The 16,722-nt window shown below is 67.9% G+C and carries 17 protein-coding genes; 10 read left to right on the top strand and 7 right to left on the bottom strand.

What is annotated here, in order from left to right; translation table 11 throughout:
• The first annotated feature begins 11 nt into the window (after nt 1-11).
• Nucleotides 12-548, top strand: a complete 537-nt coding sequence (locus ACYQ5L_RS19790; protein WP_459959170.1) for a YbhB/YbcL family Raf kinase inhibitor-like protein — start codon at nt 12-14, stop codon at nt 546-548.
• Nucleotides 549-732: 184 nt separating this feature from the next.
• Here ACYQ5L_RS19790 and ACYQ5L_RS19785 read toward each other — a convergent pair whose 3' ends face one another.
• Complete coding sequence (locus ACYQ5L_RS19785; RefSeq protein WP_459959169.1) at nt 733-1,290, bottom strand: TetR/AcrR family transcriptional regulator; 558 nt, start codon at nt 1,288-1,290, stop codon at nt 733-735.
• Nucleotides 1,291-1,374: 84 nt separating this feature from the next.
• Here ACYQ5L_RS19785 and ACYQ5L_RS19780 point away from each other — a divergent pair, with 84 nt between their 5' ends.
• Nucleotides 1,375-2,679, top strand: coding sequence for a phthiocerol/phthiodiolone dimycocerosyl transferase family protein (locus ACYQ5L_RS19780; protein ID WP_459959168.1), 1,305 nt, complete (start codon nt 1,375-1,377; stop codon nt 2,677-2,679).
• 452 nt (nt 2,680-3,131) lie between these two features.
• Nucleotides 3,132-3,434 (top strand): hypothetical protein, encoded by a 303-nt coding sequence (locus ACYQ5L_RS19775; protein ID WP_459959167.1) that lies wholly within the window; start codon nt 3,132-3,134, stop codon nt 3,432-3,434.
• Nucleotides 3,435-3,583: 149 nt separating this feature from the next.
• On the opposite strand, the gene ACYQ5L_RS19770 is transcribed toward ACYQ5L_RS19775, so the two are convergent.
• Entirely contained in the window at nt 3,584-5,413 is a 1,830-nt protein-coding gene (locus ACYQ5L_RS19770) for an AMP-dependent synthetase/ligase (RefSeq protein ID WP_459959166.1), read from the bottom strand.
• Nucleotides 5,414-5,983: 570 nt separating this feature from the next.
• Here ACYQ5L_RS19770 and ACYQ5L_RS19765 point away from each other — a divergent pair.
• Entirely contained in the window at nt 5,984-6,844 is an 861-nt protein-coding gene (locus tag ACYQ5L_RS19765) for a GTP cyclohydrolase II (RefSeq protein ID WP_459959165.1), read from the top strand.
• On the opposite strand, the gene ACYQ5L_RS19760 is transcribed toward ACYQ5L_RS19765, so the two are convergent.
• Together ACYQ5L_RS19760 and ACYQ5L_RS19755 are read right to left on the bottom strand one after the other, a co-directional pair.
• Nucleotides 6,841-7,605 carry a GTP cyclohydrolase II gene (locus ACYQ5L_RS19760; RefSeq protein WP_459959164.1) on the bottom strand — a complete coding sequence of 255 codons (765 nt, stop codon included), beginning with the start codon at nt 7,603-7,605 and terminating at the stop codon, nt 6,841-6,843. The genes ACYQ5L_RS19765 and ACYQ5L_RS19760 overlap by 4 nt on opposite strands.
• 54 nt (nt 7,606-7,659) lie before the next feature.
• The gene (locus ACYQ5L_RS19755; RefSeq protein ID WP_459959163.1) at nt 7,660-9,084 is read right to left on the bottom strand and encodes a carbohydrate kinase family protein; all 1,425 of its coding nucleotides are present in this window, start codon (nt 9,082-9,084) and stop codon (nt 7,660-7,662) included.
• Nucleotides 9,085-9,595: 511 nt separating this feature from the next.
• Between ACYQ5L_RS19755 and ACYQ5L_RS19750 the strand changes: the two genes are divergently transcribed.
• From ACYQ5L_RS19750 to ACYQ5L_RS19740, 3 genes are all read left to right on the top strand, one after another.
• The gene (locus tag ACYQ5L_RS19750; protein WP_459959162.1) at nt 9,596-9,874 is read left to right on the top strand and encodes a hypothetical protein; all 279 of its coding nucleotides are present in this window, start codon (nt 9,596-9,598) and stop codon (nt 9,872-9,874) included.
• Complete coding sequence (locus tag ACYQ5L_RS19745; RefSeq protein ID WP_459959161.1) at nt 9,871-10,155, top strand: hypothetical protein; 285 nt, start codon at nt 9,871-9,873, stop codon at nt 10,153-10,155. Before ACYQ5L_RS19750 ends, ACYQ5L_RS19745 begins: the two co-directional genes overlap by 4 nt.
• A gap of 103 nt (nt 10,156-10,258) precedes the next feature.
• Nucleotides 10,259-10,672, top strand: a complete 414-nt coding sequence (locus ACYQ5L_RS19740) for a hypothetical protein (RefSeq protein WP_459959160.1) — start codon at nt 10,259-10,261, stop codon at nt 10,670-10,672.
• Nucleotides 10,673-10,958: 286 nt separating this feature from the next.
• On the opposite strand, the gene ACYQ5L_RS19735 is transcribed toward ACYQ5L_RS19740, so the two are convergent.
• The 3 genes from ACYQ5L_RS19735 to ACYQ5L_RS19725 are packed head-to-tail and all read right to left on the bottom strand — an operon-like array spanning nt 10,959 to nt 13,344.
• Nucleotides 10,959-12,038 carry a quinone-dependent dihydroorotate dehydrogenase gene (locus tag ACYQ5L_RS19735; protein WP_459963479.1) on the bottom strand — a complete coding sequence of 360 codons (1,080 nt, stop codon included), beginning with the start codon at nt 12,036-12,038 and terminating at the stop codon, nt 10,959-10,961.
• Nucleotides 12,039-12,073: 35 nt separating this feature from the next.
• Nucleotides 12,074-12,340 (bottom strand): DUF5703 family protein, encoded by a 267-nt coding sequence (locus tag ACYQ5L_RS19730; RefSeq protein ID WP_459959159.1) that lies wholly within the window; start codon nt 12,338-12,340, stop codon nt 12,074-12,076.
• Nucleotides 12,340-13,344, bottom strand: a complete 1,005-nt coding sequence (locus ACYQ5L_RS19725) for a YncE family protein (protein ID WP_459959158.1) — start codon at nt 13,342-13,344, stop codon at nt 12,340-12,342. Before ACYQ5L_RS19725 ends, ACYQ5L_RS19730 begins: the two co-directional genes overlap by 1 nt.
• A gap of 248 nt (nt 13,345-13,592) precedes the next feature.
• Between ACYQ5L_RS19725 and ACYQ5L_RS19720 the strand changes: the two genes are divergently transcribed.
• The 3 genes from ACYQ5L_RS19720 to ACYQ5L_RS19710 all read left to right on the top strand — a co-directional run bounded on the left by ACYQ5L_RS19720 (nt 13,593) and on the right by ACYQ5L_RS19710 (nt 16,713).
• Nucleotides 13,593-13,949 carry a hypothetical protein gene (locus tag ACYQ5L_RS19720; RefSeq protein WP_459959157.1) on the top strand — a complete coding sequence of 119 codons (357 nt, stop codon included), beginning with the start codon at nt 13,593-13,595 and terminating at the stop codon, nt 13,947-13,949.
• Nucleotides 13,950-14,074: 125 nt separating this feature from the next.
• The gene (locus ACYQ5L_RS19715) at nt 14,075-14,611 is read left to right on the top strand and encodes a WKL family lipoprotein (RefSeq protein WP_379193188.1); all 537 of its coding nucleotides are present in this window, start codon (nt 14,075-14,077) and stop codon (nt 14,609-14,611) included.
• Nucleotides 14,611-16,713 (top strand): MMPL family transporter, encoded by a 2,103-nt coding sequence (locus tag ACYQ5L_RS19710; RefSeq protein WP_459959156.1) that lies wholly within the window; start codon nt 14,611-14,613, stop codon nt 16,711-16,713. The genes ACYQ5L_RS19715 and ACYQ5L_RS19710 overlap by 1 nt, the downstream gene beginning before the upstream one ends.
• The last annotated feature ends 9 nt before the right edge of the window (nt 16,714-16,722 follow it).

Below are 16,722 nucleotides of genomic sequence, written 5' to 3'. Positions count from 1 at the left end.
AGGACTCGCTCGTGCCCGACTACAGCTACAACCCCTACGCCCCGCTGCCGGAACTGCCCACTTTCACCGTGACCTCGACCGATGTCACCGATGGCCAGCCGTTCGCCAACGACCAGGTCTCCGGCGTCTTCGGCGCAGGCGGCAAGGACATCTCCCCGCAGCTGTCCTGGTCCGGATTCCCCGCCGAGACCAAGAGTTTCGCCATCACCGTCTTCGATCCGGACGCCCCCACCGCCTCCGGCTTCTGGCACTGGGCCGTCGCCGACATCCCGGCCGCGGTCACCTCGCTGGCCGCCGGCGCGGGCTCTGAAGGCGGCGCCCTCCCCACCGGCGCCGTGCAACTGCGCAACGACGGCGGCTTCCCCGGCTACGTCGGCGCGGCCCCGCCCGCCGGTCACGGCTACCACCGCTACTTCATCACCGTGCACGCCGTCGACGTGGAATCCCTTGGCATCCCCGCCGACGCCACCCCCGCCTACCTCGGCTTCAACCTGTTCTCCCACGCCATCGCCCGCGCCCAGATCATCGCCACCTACGAACAGAACTGACGCGCGCCGTTCACCACTGTGGCCCAGGACGAAAGGTCCTGGGCCACTGTCGTATCGACAGGCGTGTCCGCCCGACCGGGCTTCGATTCGGAGGTCGTCGAAGCCGCCGGGTGCGGGTGAGCGATCGCTGCGCGCGGTCGGGGTTTTGAAGGCTTTCGTCCGCGCCGGCCCTGCCGAATGCTGGTTACGACCGGTCGGAGCCGAGCAGATCCGCCAGGGCGCGTAGGCCTTTGGTCAGGTCCTCTGCCGACGGGGCTCCGGCCGGGTCGATGAGCGATTGGGCGAGCAGACCGCCGATCAGGGTCTGCAGGACCGCGCCGATGTGCGGGTCGGAGTGGCCGAGCGAGTCGGCGAGCCCCTCGCGGGCGCGCTGCTGGGCGGTGCCGATCTCGGCGCTCAGCTCGGGGGAGCGCACGGCCTGGGCCATGGCTTCGATATTGGCCGTCCACAGCTCGCGGTCGGCGGCGAAGGAGTCGAGCAGCTTGCGCCAGAAGGCATTCAGCCGTTCGCCCGGATCGCTGGCCGCATCGGCGGGCAGGGATTCGAAGATCCGGGTCACCGCCTCGCCGGTGGACTCCATCATCGCCTGATTGAGCAACCGGTCGCGGGTGCCGAAATGGTAGTTGATGGCGGCCAGATTGGTGCCGGACGCGGCGACGATATCCCGCACGGTGGTGCGCGCCAGCCCGTGTTCGGCCAGGCATTGCTTGGCGCCGGCCAGCAGATCTTCTCGGGTTCCCACGGCAACCAGCCTAACAGAGAGTCTGACGATCGTTTCAGACATTCGTCTGTGACAAGCGTTTGAAACGTGTGTATGTTCGGCCCCATGACCACCCAGCGTGTGCTTTCCCCCTTCGAGATCAGCTATTTCGCCCGCGACACCCACCTCGGCGGCATACCGATCGGCGGCATGCCGCTGTTCATCGGCTCCACCGTCCGCGGCCCGATCGACCCCGCCGTCCTGGGCCGGGTCCTCACCGAACTGGCCGCCAACCACGCTCTGCTGCGCGCCTCGGTCGTCACCGACCCCGCCGGCGCCCAGCGCTTCGTCCTCACCGACGGCTACCAACCCGCCCTCGAAGTAATCGACGCCGCCGCCGGCCACTACCGAAAACTCGTGAACTCCCCCCGGGAGTGGCACACCGGCCTCTTCCACGCCCAACTGCTGCGCGAGCCCGACCGCACCCGAATCGTCCTGATCCTGCACCACGGCATAGCCGACGGCCGCTCGGCCTTCGCCCTGCTCACCGAACTGTGGCGCCGCTACACCGCCCACCTCGCGGGATCCCCCCTGCCCCTGTCGAATTCGGACCACACCCTGATCCCCGGTGTCGACACCCAACTGGCCGCCCTCTTCGGCGACGAGACAGTCGAAGCCTTCCTCGCCCGAGTGCGCACCACGGCCGCGGGAATGGATCCCGCGGCGGCCCCGCGCACGCTGCCCCGCGACGGTGACGGCGTCGGTGATCCGAGCGAGCGACTGGCCATGCGCCGCATCGAACTGACCGCCGAACACACCACCGCCGTCATCGCCACCGCACGCGCCCAAGGACTCTCGGTGAACAGCCTGCTCAGCGGCGCAGCCATGGCCGCGGCGCGCGCCGAGTTCCCCGAACCCGGCCCGCTACCGCTGCTCTGCGGTCACGCGGCGGACCTGCGCAGCGAATTGTCCCCACCCGTGCCCGATTCGGTCATCCTCAACTGCGCCTCGGGCACCGGCACACCGGTCGTCGCCGAACCCGGCGCCGATCCCATCGCCCTCGCCACAATGGTGGCCGCCGGCATGGCCGCCACCCTCGACACCCACTTCCCGGCACTGTTCATGCGCGCCTCCCAAACCGATCTCGACCCGATGACCGCCGCCCTCTTCGCCGCACCGCCAACCCTCGCGTTGTCCAATATCGGCCGCATACCAGTCCATGCCCTGCCCGAAGACCTGCAATTCATCCGCGACGACGTCTTCGCCATGGCCGCGGGCATGCCACCGAAAATGACCATCTTCACCGTCGGCAACCGCCTCACCATCCAGGTCGAATACGACACCGCCGACCACAGCCACGCCCAAATGGGCCGAATCGCCTCCGCCATGGATGCTCTCGTGCATCAGGTGTGCAGCAGCGCACGCCAGTAGAGCCCGTGATGGGGGACATGAACGAAATGCCGGGCGGCAAGAGGTGCCCGGCAACCCGCGGCAGCAGCTCGCCACGCGGTGGTGTGTTCGGCTCCGCGTCGTGCCTCCGACACCATCCAGGCCGGGCAGAGCATCTGGCGGCCGGTAGTACGCGAGCGGCTCGCGGGACGCAGCGGTGGCCCGGCAGCTGGTGGTCGATGATGTGCCGTGAGGCGCATGGACTGTCGCGTTGGCCTGTTCGCCGGTGGTGGCCGATAGCGCGTAATGCATCGCAGCGGTCCGGCGCTCGGCGGCGGGCCACCATGGACGAAGTGCCCCAGGGGCCGGGCGGGCGACGGTGGTCTGGTTCGACCGCAGCTCGTCGATGGTCACCGTCGCTCGGCGGCGCGTCGCGGATCGGGGTGGGGAAAAGGCAGGTCGGGCCATGCCGTCCGCGGCGTGCGGTGCGGGATGTGGTGCTCGCGGTGCTCGCGCCGGGGCTGTTGCTGTTCGGGTATTCGGTCTTCGTATTCGGACGCGTGGGCTGGATGTGGGATGGGCCCGACACCGTGGTGGTGTCGGGGCAGTGGTTCGAGGTGTCGGGGCCGGTGGGCGAGCCCGGAGTGGTGGAGCGGTGTGGTCCGCGGCGGCCGGTGCATGTGACCGGGTTGCATTACTGCCGGCTGGAGTCACCGGAAACGTCTGCGGCCCTGCTGTTCTGGTATACGGGGGAGGTGTACGCCTTCGATGTGGCGTATCCGCTGGGCTTCCCGTGACCGGTGCGGTGCTGGTCAAGTGATCACCGGGAACTGGTGGCGGCGTTTGCCGAGTAGCCGCCGCCACCAGTTCCCGGTCGGCGTCGTTTCTGATCGGGACATGACCGCGGCCCCGGGCGGGACGCCCGGGGCCGCGGTGCTGGTGCGGGTCAGGACAGGTTGATGACGCCCTCGGGGGCGGGAGTCGTGTACAGCGAGGCGATTTCGGTCGCGTACTTGGTGGTGATCGGGTTGCGCTTGAGCTTGAGGGTGGGGGTGAGTTCGTCACCGCCGGGCTCCCAGCCCTGGTCGAGAATGACGAAGCGCTTGATCTGCTCCACGCGGGAGAGTTTCGCGTTGGCCGTGGCGATCGCGGCCTTGATCTCGTCGATGATCTCCGGGCGGGTGGACAGCGTCTTCAGATCGGCGTCGGGAGCGCCCAGGGCCTTGGCGCGCACGACCGCGGTGTCGGGGTCGAGCACGACCAGCGCCGCGATGAACGGCTTGGCGTCGCCGATCGCCACCACCTGACCGACCAGCGAGGAGGCCGCCTTGACGGTGTTCTCGATATTGGTGGGAGACAGGTTCTTTCCCGCCTCGTTGATGATGAGTTCCTTCTTGCGGTCCACGATGGTGACGTACCCGTCGCCGTCGATGGTGGCCACGTCGCCGGTGTGCAGCCAGCCGTCGGAGTCGATGGCCTCGGCGGTCTTCTCCGGCATCTTGCGATAGCCGCGCGTGACGATGGCGCCGCGAATCAGCAGCTCCCCATCCTCGGCCAGCTTGATCTCGGTGCCCTGCAACACGATTCCCACCGTGCCCGGCCGCGGCTTGTCCAGCGGTGTGTAGGTGCCCACGCCGGAGGTCTCCGACATGCCCCACACCTCGGTGACGGTGAAGCCCAGGCCCAGCATGTATTCCAGGGTCTCCGGCGGAATGGCGGCGGCGCCGGAGGCGGCGACCTTGAGCTCGTCGAAGCCCAGCGCGTGGCGCAGCTTGGACAACACCAGCGCGTCGGCGATCTTGTGCTGCACGTCCAGCAGCGCACCCCGCCCGCTGCCGGCCAGATCGGCGCGCGCGGCATTCACGCCGACCCCGATGGCCCAGTTGGCCAAGGCCTTCTTCACCCCGCTGGGTTCGGTGGCCAGCTTGGCGTCGATGCCCGCCTTGATCTTCTGCCACACCCGCGGCACCCCGAAGAACGCGGTCGGGCGCGCATCGGGCAGTGCGGCGGCGATCTCCCGCGGATCCGGCACGGTGGTCATCTGCACACCGGTGAACAGGTTGGCGCAGTGCCCGGAAATCCGGTCCGCGACATGGGCGGCCGGCAGATACGACACCGACCGGTCGTCCAGCCCGACCACCAGCGGCCCATTGACCAGCCCCACGATCTGGGCGACCACATTGGAGTGCGTCAGCTCCACACCCTTCGAGGGCCCGGTCGTCCCGGAGGTGTAGATGAGCGTAGCGACATCATCGGGCTTGACCGCCCGCCACGCGGTCTCGAAGTCGAAATCCTCGGCCCCCGCGGCCTCCACATCGGCGAGGGTGATCGCCCCCTCGGCGCTGCCCTCCACCAGCACGATGTGCTCGAGCTCCACCCCCGCCCCGCGCACCGCGTCGAGGAACACCGGTTCGGTGATCACAATCTTGTTCTCGGCATTGGTGAACAGATGATTGATCTGCTCGGCCGAACTGGTGTTGTAGATCGAGAACGGCGTCGCACCCAGATGCAGCGCGGCGGTATCGACCAGATTGAACTCCGGCCGATTGGTCAGCATGATCCCCACGGTGTCCCCGTGCCGCACACCCAGCCCCGCGAGCCCGGCCGCGAGCACCCGCACCCGCTCCGCGTACTCCCGCCACGTGATCTGCTGGGTACCCCCCACCGTCCGCAACGCCACCTGCTCAGGTCGCAGCGTCACCGTCTCCTGAAACGCCTCCGGAATAGTGAAGACCGTTTTGCCCGATTTGTGCGTATAGCCGATGTCTGTCGTCATAACCCTTTTCCCGATTGCCTCTCGCTCGCACCCGCCACAAGCGCACCCCATCTACCTGCGCGAACCCCGTCGTCCCGAGAGATAACCGCACCGACTCACGCGATGGCCGCACGCCAACTGTGGCGCGGCTCACTCATCGTAGCCACAAATTGACGCTTGTGTCGCGCACAACACCAGATGCCCTCCTGTGAGGGACCGGCAGCCCCCGAACCGGGCGTTCGGCAGCGGTCCACCACCATCCACGGGTACTGCCCCGGCTGTGACAGCCAGTGATTTGCCGGATGCCGCCGTGCCACCTTCGACGCCGCGCGGCTCACGCGAGTTCGGAATCGACCATTGAGTGCCGAGACCGCCGGCGGCACAGCATCATCCAGCTGCGGGCAGGCGGAAGAGCGCAGCATCGAAGCCGCAGGCGTGTCCAGCGTCGACATCTGTACACGGACCCGGCATCCAGGCAAGATTGCCGCGATATATACGCTCTTCGCGCTCAGCCGATAAGAGAGATGAACCCCACATCATCCCTGCGCCCCTCCATCGAGCGGGAGCACCAATGACGGAGGATCTCCTGGCTTGTCCACCACAGTCCAGCCGCCCACGGAGGGCGGCCTCACCCTCGCGCGGCGCCGAGAGCGCATTCGGCGACTCACCGATCCGATCGCTCCCAGCAGTTGGAAGAAACGGCGACCGCTGCGCCTGGACGAGCTGCCGACCACCGAACATCAGCTGACCCGCAAGGGCCAGGAGATGCGGGTGCGGGTGGAACCTCTCGACGTCGGTATCGACGGTGGCCATCTCCTGGTGTTCGGCTCGATCACCGACCACTGCCTGGTGCGCATCCATTCCCGATGTCTCTACGGAGACGTGCTCGGATCCCAGGATTGCGACTGCGGCCCCGAGCTCGCCAGGACCATGGACATGATTCAGCACGAAGGGATGGGCGTGCTGATCTACCTGGAGCAGGAGGGCCGCGGCGCGGGGCTGGCAACCAAAGCGCGTGGCTTGCAGCTGACCGAGGAACTCGGCGTCGACACCTTCACCGCCTACGCCATGCTGGGCGAGGAGCCCGATCGTCGTTGTTACGGGTCTGCGGCGAAAAGCCTTGCCACGCTGGGCCTGTCCTCGGTGCGGCTGATCACCAACAATCCGGAAAAGGTGGCCGCGGTCCGTGACGCCGGGCTGGCGGTGACCGCTGTCCCGGTGCATACGACGCCGGAGAGCCGCCGCGCCGCGCGGTATTTGACGGCCAAACGGCGCCACGGCAGGCACCGCCTGCCTTTCCACTATCGGTCCCGCCTGCTGGTGCCGGTTATGGCAACGGTCGTCGCCGGCGCGGGCGCCCTGGTCGCGTTCGGTGGATTCGTGCTGCTGGGCGGATTCGTGGCGCTGGCGGGAAGCCTTATCGCCGTGGTGGGAGCGACCGGCGCCGGTTAGGTCGCGGACGCGGGTGCGCGGCGGCGGCCGATGAGCATGCCGACGGCGCCGGCGGCGCCCACCCCGACGGCGACGGCGACCGGGCGCGTCGGGCGGCGCAGCATTCGCTGGTGTGACAGCAGCAGGCGCTGCATTCTGCGGTCGTAGTCCGGGAGATGGTGTCCGCGTAGGCGTTTGGCTTCGAGGTAGCGGCGCGCGCGTTCGCTGCGCGGCGGGGCATGCACCGGTACCGCGGTCACCGTCAACCCGGCGGCGCGCACCGCGGCCACTTTCTCCGGATTGTTGGTCAGCAGTCGCACCGAGCGCAGGTCCAGCGCCACCAGCATGGCGGCCGCGTCGTCGTAGCTGCGCAGGTCGGCCGGAATGCCCAGGGCCTCGTAGCTGGTGAAAGTGTCCGCGCCGGTGCGTTCACTGTGCTGGTAGCCCTTGGCTTTGGCGATCAATCCGGCGCCGCGGCCCTCCTGTTCCAGATAGATCAGGATGCCGGAACCTTCCTGCTGGATCAGATCCAGCGACATGTCCAGCTCGCGACCGCAGTCGCAATCGTCGGAGCCCAGCACTTCGCCATAGAGGCACCGTGAATGGATTCGCACCAGACAACCGTCGACCAGCTTGTCGCCGAAAATCAGTGCGTGCCCGTTGTTGTCGTGATCGCCCACGGCGACGACTCGGATCGTGAGTCTGCGACCCTTGCGACTGAAGAAGTGTTGCGTCTCCGACAGGCAGAAAACGACGTGGATCATGTTGTCGGCCCACGGCATCCGTTGCTCCCTACGCCGATGACACCGCTCGGAGGCGAAGTCTCGGCACGGCAGTTACGAGCTTTCGTGAAATGCGGTGGCCTTATTCAGGTTACCGCCCCCGGCCACCATGTCGATCCCCTGGAGCGAAGGCATGGAGGCCGGGATGTTCGGGCCGGAACTGCGCGCGGAGATGGCCGCGGTGGCCCAGGTGAAGTCGGCCCGTTCGGCCGTGCGGCCGTTCTTCGTCAGCCGGTAAACCAGCGCGGCGGAGAACGCCGGGGACGCGCCGGCCGCCCGATCACTGGAATTGTTCTGGTGCAGGATGCGGAATTCCTCGGTCAATGTCCGGATGGTGCAGCCGGAGCCGTCCACGGTGCACACCGCACCGACGCCTCGGCGTAACAGGCGGTCGGTCGATTCCTCGGGGCTGCTCAGCGGCCAGGTGGCCGCGACTTCGTCGGCGGTGCCGATGAAGTAATCGACGGCTTCCAGGTGCTCGTGCAGATGTCCCGGCAGAATCGTAGGCGGCGAGGCGTTCACGATCAGCCAGGGCGGCGGGTCGAGCTTGTGTACCACCCCGAGGACCTGCGCGACGATATCGATCGGCTGCTCGAAGGTCACCAGCACCGCATCGGAGAATCGCAGGGCTTGATGGACCGCGGCACTGTCGAGATCGGTGCCGCTGAGCCCGAGCCGATCCTTGCGGAACGCAATCGAGTAGGACTCACCGGAGAGCAGGGTGACCACGGTCGCCACAGGAGTGGGGTATCCGGCCATGACCTTCACCAGGCTGGTGTCGACATGTTCTTTGTGCAGATAGTCGAGGATCTTCTCGCCGTCGCTGTCGGCGCCGATCGTGGCGATCAGTTGCACGTCCAAGCCCAGCTTGGCGAGCGCGACGGCGCGATTGAGGCCCTTGCCGCCGGGGTGCCGTTTGAGGTCGCCCCAGATCGAGGTGCCGGGCTCGGGGAACTTCTCCACCACATTGATGTAGTCGGTGGCCGCGTCACCGACCACCGTGACGGTCGCGTGCGCCGATGTCAGGTTCGCGTCTGGGGCATCCTGCTTGGCCATGCTCGCGATATCGAGTTCGGATCCGGCCGTGAGCAATTCGGCCAGCGCGGTGAACGCGTCCCGTTCGGGCGAATCCCGTAGGGTGCGTGCGGTCGGGGCGGGCGGGACGTCGGCGGCGCCCAGTGCCTCGTGCAGCCGGCGCCACCGCTCGGTGATGTAGCGGCGACGTTGGCCGAGGTCGGGAGCATAGAGCTGGTCGAGGTCGATGCCCGGTGGTGGGTCGGCATGGAACAGGCGCAGGCGCAGTTCGGCATCGACGATGAGGCGCTGGGTGGGCGGCAATTGGCAGGCGAGGTGCCCGATGACTCGTGGAAGTGCCTGTTCCGCCGTCATCCGGCTCAGGTGTGCGTAACGCCGGACCACGCTGAGCTGCAGCAGGGTCGTGACGTCGATCTCGGTGCTGGACAATCGATCCGAGCTCAAGCCTGAACGCTTGCGCAGGCGAATGAGGATCCCGCGGACGGCGACCATCCCGGGATCTTGGGGAAGATGGTGTCTCGTCATTCGCCCTCAATGATACCGTCGGCCAGGTTTATCGGACAGAAAACCCGTCAATTCCATTGTGGCAACGGCAATTGCCGGAACCAAACGGCAAATGCCATCCTGGGTTAGGCGAACAAACGCCTCCACCAGACTGTTCGGGAGGTTCTGGTGATGGGAGTGACTCTCCTCAAACGACGCATTCGCCGGGGTCGAAACGCCGCACGCAGCGAGGCCGACACCGAGCTGGAACCGAATGGGATGGGTGCCTAGGCGAATATCAAGCCCTCTGGACACATCCGATCAAATCAGTTCCTCGTCGCTCTGGATATCGCCACATATTCTGCACCCGGCACAGCCGGTCGATCTCAGCAGTGGGTCGGCCGGCCTCCGGTGTTGCCGAATGAGGTTGCTGCACGGCGGCGATGACTTCCCACCCTTCTGGAGAACCGTCGTGATCTACGAGAGCAGTCGATCCCTTACCAGTAGTACCACCCAGGAGTGGGCGCGCCGGCTGGCCGGGCGCGCGGAGCCGGCCTGGGAGTTGAGCTGGCGGCCCGAACCGCTGCTGACCAGAGAGCAAGCCAGGGCGGCGCTGGAGCTCACTGAAATGTGTAGTGGGACAGAGGAACCGGGGGAGCGGGCGGCGGAGATTGCCGCGGAGTTGGGGACCACGGTGCAGCATGTGATGGCGGTGTTGCATCAGCGAATGCTGGAACGGGGGAGACCGTGACTATTTATGTGGCCGATTGGCAGATGACCAGTGATCTCACCGATGAGGCGGCGCATCGGGTAGCTGATGGGTGGGAGTTGGAGTGGCGGTTGAGTTGGTTGCCGCATCGGCTGGTGTCGCGGGGGCAGGCGCTGGCGGGGATGGAGTTGGCGGAGATCTTTTCCGGGAATCATTTTCGGCGGGACATGATCTTGGCGGCGCGGGCGATTGTCAGTGCGGAGGAGTTGGGGGTCAGCGTGGAGGACGCGATGTCCGTATTAGTGGGGAGGAGGCGGTTATGAGAATTCCGGTGAATCGGACGGATTCGGGGTATTCGTTAATACCGACCATTCGGCATTCGATGAGGGGTGAAAGGACCTGCGAACGGTCAGGGAGGTTGCAGTTGTGACGATCGATATCAGCCCCGAGGCGATGGTGAGCGATGTCAGTCCCGAATACGCGTTCCGGGTGTCGGGGCGGGGGGAGATGGTGTGGCGGCTGAGCTGGCTGCCGGAGCATCGGCTCACGCGTGAGCAGGCCCGGGCGGGAATGGAATTGGACGAGATCCTCTCCGATCCCGCCATTGTCGAGGACACCACCGCCCACGGCTGGGCCGACGACCGCGCCGCCCGCCTCGGCATCGCCGTCGAGCAGGCGGTGCTCGTGCTGGCCCGCCGCACGGTCGAGCGGGTGCACGGCGAACTGCCCGCCGCCTGGACCGACGAGTTCGGTGCGACCGACCCGACGCCCCTGGGCTGGTATACACCCGACCACCCCCCGTCCACCTCCGGCGCCCGCTCCCAGCACCTATGGGGGTGATCGAAACCAGGCAGATGCGCCGCCACGCAGTGTGAAACGACACCGACCGGGAACTGGTGGCGGACGCTACTCGGCGAATGCCGCCACCAGTTCCCGGTGATCGTGTGTCCAGCAGGCGAACATGACCCGCTCGAGCGTCGTCGGCAGGCTTTGACGCTCGAGGGTCGCGGCCATGGCTGATCACTGCTGAGCTTCGCCGGCGTGCCGAGCTTCGCCGAACGCACCCGGCAAAGCTCCGCCGGCGCTGGCGGCGCGGCGGTTCGGTTGCCGGTAGGGCGAATTCGGGTCAGGCGCGGGTGGTGTGGCCGGCGCCTACGGCTTCGGAGAGGCTGGCGTAGCCGCCGGCGCGCAGGCGGTCGGCGATGCCGCGGTGGATGCGCTTGGCCCACAGGGGGCCGCCGTAGATGAAACCGGTGAAGCCCTGCAGGAGGGAGGCGCCGGCGAGGATGCGTTCCCAGGCCTGGTCGGCGGTTTCGATGCCGCCCACCGAGATCAGGACCAGTTTGTCGCCCACACGGGCGTAGAGGCGGCGCAGCACCTCGAGGGAGCGGTCGGCGACGGGCGGACCGGAGAGGCCGCCCGCGCCGAGGGCCGCGACGGCGTCGGCGGGGGTGGCGAGGCCGTCGCGGCGAATGGTGGTGTTGGTGGCCACGATTCCGGCCAGGCCGAGTTCGACGGCGAGGTCGGCGACGGCGTCGATGTCCTCGTCGGAGAGGTCGGGGGCGATCTTGACCAGCACGGGGACCGACACGCTGTCGAGGACCGCCTGCAGGATGGGGCGCAGGGAGGTGACCGCTTGCAGGTCGCGCAGGCCGGGGGTGTTGGGGGAGCTGACATTGACGACCATGAAGTCGGCCAGCGGGCCCAGCAGTTTCGCGCTGATGGCGTAGTCGGCGGCGGCGTCCTCGGGTTCGACGACCTTGGTCTTGCCGATGTTGGCGCCCAGCGGCACGCCGCCGGGGCGGCGGTGGGCCAGGTGCTGGGCGGCGGCGGCCGCGCCGAAGTTGTTGAAGCCCATGCGGTTGATGAGCGCGCGGTCGGCGGGCAGCCGGAACAGGCGCGGCGCCGGATTGCCGGGCTGGGCCTGGGCGGTGACGGTGCCGATTTCCGCGTAGCCGAAGCCGAGTGGGCCCCAGGTGTCGGCGCCCTCGGCGTTCTTGTCGAAGCCGGCCGCCAGGCCGAGCGGCGCGGGGAAGTCCACGCCGAACACCCGGCTGCGCAGGATCGGATCGTCGGCGACGAACAGCGTCGACGTCAACCGGCGGCCCGGCGCGAACCGGGCGGCCAGTTTCATGGCGCCGAAGGCCAGATGGTGGATGCGTTCCGGCGGCAGCAGGAACATCACCTTCAACAGCAGGGCGTACAGACGCTCGGCTGTGCTCGTCGTGGGTGCCATGCGGGTCACATCACCGCCTCGGGTGTCGGGGATAGCAGGGAGCTCTTGCGGCGGCGCAGCAGCACGCGACGACTGCCGTCGGTGTAGGCACGCACCCGCGACAACTCCCAGCCACCGAACTCCGCCTGGATGGCCAGGCGCATGGAGGCGGTGACGCGATTCATCTCGCGGGGTAGTCGCAGGGGAATGTATTCGTACTCGTCGCTGGAAGTGTCCTCCCAGTCCGCCGGTAGTGTGCGCGTAGTCCGCGCTGATCGTGAGGCCCGAGCCATCACTGCCCTCTCTTCCGCAGGTCCGCGGCGATCCGCTGCAGACCGTCGCCGGTCGCGGATCCCACGAACATGTCACCGGTGCGTTCGTCGATGGTCACCGTGTTGGGCTGGCGCACCGTCCGGAAGCGCCCCACCTCCACAGGTATACCCGTCGACAGGTCGTAGCCGACGACTTCGTTGCTGCCTGTCAGCGTCACCCACACGGTCTCGGACCGCTGATCGTAGGCGAGTGCGTAGGGCGACGAGCCTACCGGGAAACGCTGGTGCAGGACCAATGGATCGGCGGTGTAGACCAGCAGTTCGTTCCCGGCGGTGTCGGTGACGATGCGGCGGCCGAAGTGGTCGCCGATCATGTTGGTGGCCCCGTCGCCGGCGCGCAGGGTCAGCCCGGGGCGGTTGTCGGCGAGGTTGAGTTCCGAGACGGTGGTCTGGTGGCGATCGAGCACGATGACCGCCTCGTCGGCGGTGTCGATGGCATCGGCCGAGACCAGGCCCGAAATACGCTGGCGCACAGTGCCGTCGGGAGCCAGCAGCAGTACCGGCCCGGTGGCGAGCCCGGCGACGAGATCCCCGTCGGCGCGCAGCGCGACCGCGCGCACGTCCCCGTCGACGGCGAGTTCGGTGACCGCGCCGGAGGCCGCGTCCACCCGCAGCGCCTTCCCGGGCGCGGCGAGCAGGATCTCCCCGGGCTTGCCGGGCGCGAGGGCGGTGGCCGCGGCGGGCAGCGGCACCGTGCGGGTGGCGCCCGCGGGATCGCGCAGGGTCAGCGTGCCCGGCTCGGTGAGCAGCGCCAGCACCCCGGTGGCCGGTTCGGCCAGCAGCGCGCCGATGCCCGCGCTCGGGATCACCTCGCCGGCGGGCGCGGTCGCGGCGGGCGCGGCAGCCGCGGTGGCGGGCTCGCGGGTCGGCTTGTCGCCGGAGTCGTCACCCGACGAACATCCGGCGAGCAGGGTCACCGCTGTCACCCCCGCGAGGGCCGACCGGATCCAGCCGCGACGGCGCATGCAGCGAACTCCTTAACTGACCGACAACCGAAAATCATGCGTGCTACCTAATCTGACCATGATCCCCTTCCCCGCCCGGTGGGCGGGGGTGTCGCGGCGGCGCGCCGAGACGGTGTGCTGTACCGATTGCCCATCCGTCGCGCGTCCGAATCCTCCCGAGTTACATGACGTGACATGGGTTTTCGGTGGCGGTGTCGGTGGATGCGGTTACGGTGGAATCAAGAGTGGGCACTGTCAGGGAGTTTCTGTTGGAAACCGACCACACCTCGAGCTTCACCGTCGAAGACGTGACCGTGGGTCGTTACGCGCACGGATTCGGGGTTACCGGAGATGGGCGATCGTTCGCTTTCCGCACGCTGCGGGCGACCTTGACCCTGGAGATCTATCGGCCCGATCTGGAGTCGGCGGTGCCGGCCACCGAGGATGTGGTGGCCGTGGCCGAGGCGCCGGTCACCGATATCGATCTCGACGACGAACGCAGCGTGATCGCACTGGTCCGCGATCTGATCCCACAGGCGGTACCGGTGCCGTCGGCGCAACCGCGCGAGGCCACCACGGTGCGGGCGCTGCTGGGGCGGTTGGGCGCGGTCATCGACGGCATGTGAACTTGCTCGCGGATCGCGGTGGGGACGCCGCCGAAACGCGGTCGTGTGACGTGCGAATCAGCCTCGCGCCGTGCGCATGACAAACTAACGGCATCCAACCGCAGTTCGAGCATCCGAGGAAGTTGATGGCTTTTCGACGACCGGCCGCCACCGCAGTGACTCTCGCCGCGCTCGCCGCCGCCGTGACCGGCTGCGGCGGCGGCAATGACGACGACGCCTCGGTGGCCGCCGCCCGCTCCTCGGCCTATGCCGCGCTGAGCTCCTCCTCGGCCGCCGCCGCGGCCAGCAGCGCGGTGCGCGCACCCATCCCGACCGCGGCCGAACTGGACGCGCAGATCAAGGCCGCGCTGGATCCGGCGCTGCCCGATGCCGAGCGCACCGCGCTCATCGAGGACGGAGAGGCGTTCAAGGATGCCATCCCCGACATGTACAAGGCCCTGGAAGAGAACCCGAAGGCCGTCTACGGCGTGCGTGACCCGGTGTTCGACAACCACGACGGCACGCTGACCGCGACGCTGAGCCTGGACAAGGACGGCACCGGCACCAATGTGCGCACCACCGTGGTGCATTTCGTGCACAAGGACGGGCGCTGGAAGATCTCGCGCACCGATCTGTGCGGCATCCTGCGCTCGGCCGACTACTCCACGCCGGCCTGCGGCTGATGCTGGAAACCGGATCCCTGCGGTGGGGGCGCCTGATCCACCGCAACCGGTACCTGGTGTTCGCGCTGTTCGCCCTGGCGGTGCTGGCCTCGGGGTTCTACGGGCGCGATCTGGGTGATCATCTCACCCAGGAGGGCTGGTTCGACGAATCCAGCGAATCGGTGGCGGCCTCCAAGCTCACCGACTCCACCTTCGGCCGCGACACCGACAGCGATCTGATCGTCCTCTACACCGCACCGCCCGGGCACACCCTCGACGACGAGCCGATCCGGACTGCGGTGGCCGCGGAGCTGAATCGGTTGCGCAGCACGCGATCCGAGCAGATCTTCAAGATCGACTCGTATTGGGACGGGCCCATGATGGGGGCGTTCGCCACCGCCGATCGCACCCACGCCTTCGCCAGCATCGGCCTGCAGGGCGGCGGCGGCACCGACACCGTCGACAACTACCTGGCGATCAAGGGCGAATTCCACGCCGGGACAGCGGGTTCGGGGCCCGGCGGCACGACGGTGCAGCTGGCGGGATTGCAGCCGGTGGTGGAGGGCATCAACACCGGTATGCAGCGCGATATCCATCGCGCGGAGCTGATCGCGCTGCCGCTGGTGGCGATCCTGCTGTACTTCGTGTTCGGCGGCGTCGTAGGCGCGCTACTACCGGTGCTCATCGGCGGCATGACCATCCTGGGCAGCCAGGGCATCATGCGGATGCTAACCGACCACCTGCAGGTCAATGTGTTCGCCTCCGCGGTGGTCACGCTGGTGAGCCTGGGCCTGGCCATCGACTACGGCCTGTTCGCGGTGACCCGGTTCCGGGAGGAACTGGCCGCCGGGCGCAGCGTGGAGGACGCCACCGCCCGCACCGTCGCCACCGCTGGGCGCACAGTGCTGTTCTCGGCGGGAATCATCGCGGTCAGCCTGGGCGCGTTGTTCATCTACCCGAACGGGGTGCTGCGCTCGGTGCCGCTGGGCGGCATCTCCTCGGTGCTGCTGGCGGCGGTGCTGTCGGTGACCGTGCTGCCCGCCGCCTTGTCGATCGTGGGGCGGCGCATCGACTTCCTGGGCTGGCACCGCTTCGCCAGCATCCGCACCGCCGAGCAGATCGACGCCGGATTCTTCTCCCGGCTGGCGCTGTTCGCCATGCGCAAGCCGTGGCTGGTGATCGTGCCGGTGGTGCTGGGGCTGCTGGTGCTGATCCTGCCGTTCCGCAATATCGAATTCGGGGGACTGAGCGAACGCTATCTGTCGGCGGACAATCCGGCGCGCGTGGCACAGCAGGACTTCGACCGGCTGTTCCCGACCTTCCGCACCGAACCGCTGAAACTGGTTGTGGTGGACGCGAATCCGCAGCAGCTCTCCGATATCCGCTTCGAGGCCAATGCGGTCACCGCGCAGTACACGACCGGACCGTTCGATCCGATCGCCCCGACCAAGGACGGCATCACCGTGCTCGGCAGCGGGCTGATCGACAAACGCGATGCCGGAACGGTGATCTCGGCGCTGCGCGGCATCGAGGATCCGCCCGGCGTGCAGGTCATGGTCGCCGGAGTGCCCGCCCTGGAACGCGACAGCATCTACGGGCTCATCGAGGGCCTGCCGCTGCTGGCGGCGATCCTGATCGTGGCGGCACTGGCACTGATGTACGCGGCCTTCCGGTCCCTGGTGCTGGCGGTGAAGGCCGTGGCGATGAGCGCGCTCAGCCTGGGCTCCACGTTGGGCATCCTCACCTGGATCTTCGTCGAAGGCCACGGCGCGGAGATCTTCGACTTCACCCCCGGCCCACTCATGTTCGCGGTGCTGGTGCTGATCGTGACCGTGCTGTTCGGGCTGTCCACCGACTACGAGGTGTTCCTGCAATCGCGCATGGCCGAGGCCCGCGCCGACGGTGCGCCACCGCCGGAAGCGATCCGCTACGGCATCGCCCACACCGGCGGCGTGATCACCTCGGCCGCCGCGATCCTGATCGTGGTCACCGGCGCGTTCGGCTTCTCGGACCTGGTGCTGATGAAGTACATCGCCTACGGCATGATCGCGGCATTGCTGCTGGACGCCACCGTGATTCGCATGCTGCTGACGCCGGCGGTGCTCAAACTGGTGTGGCGCTAGTCGCCATGG

Source organism: Nocardia sp. IFM 10818, assembly GCF_054655275.1.
Note: the sequence above shows the minus strand (reverse complement) of the source record. Positions and strands in the feature narration are given on the sequence as shown.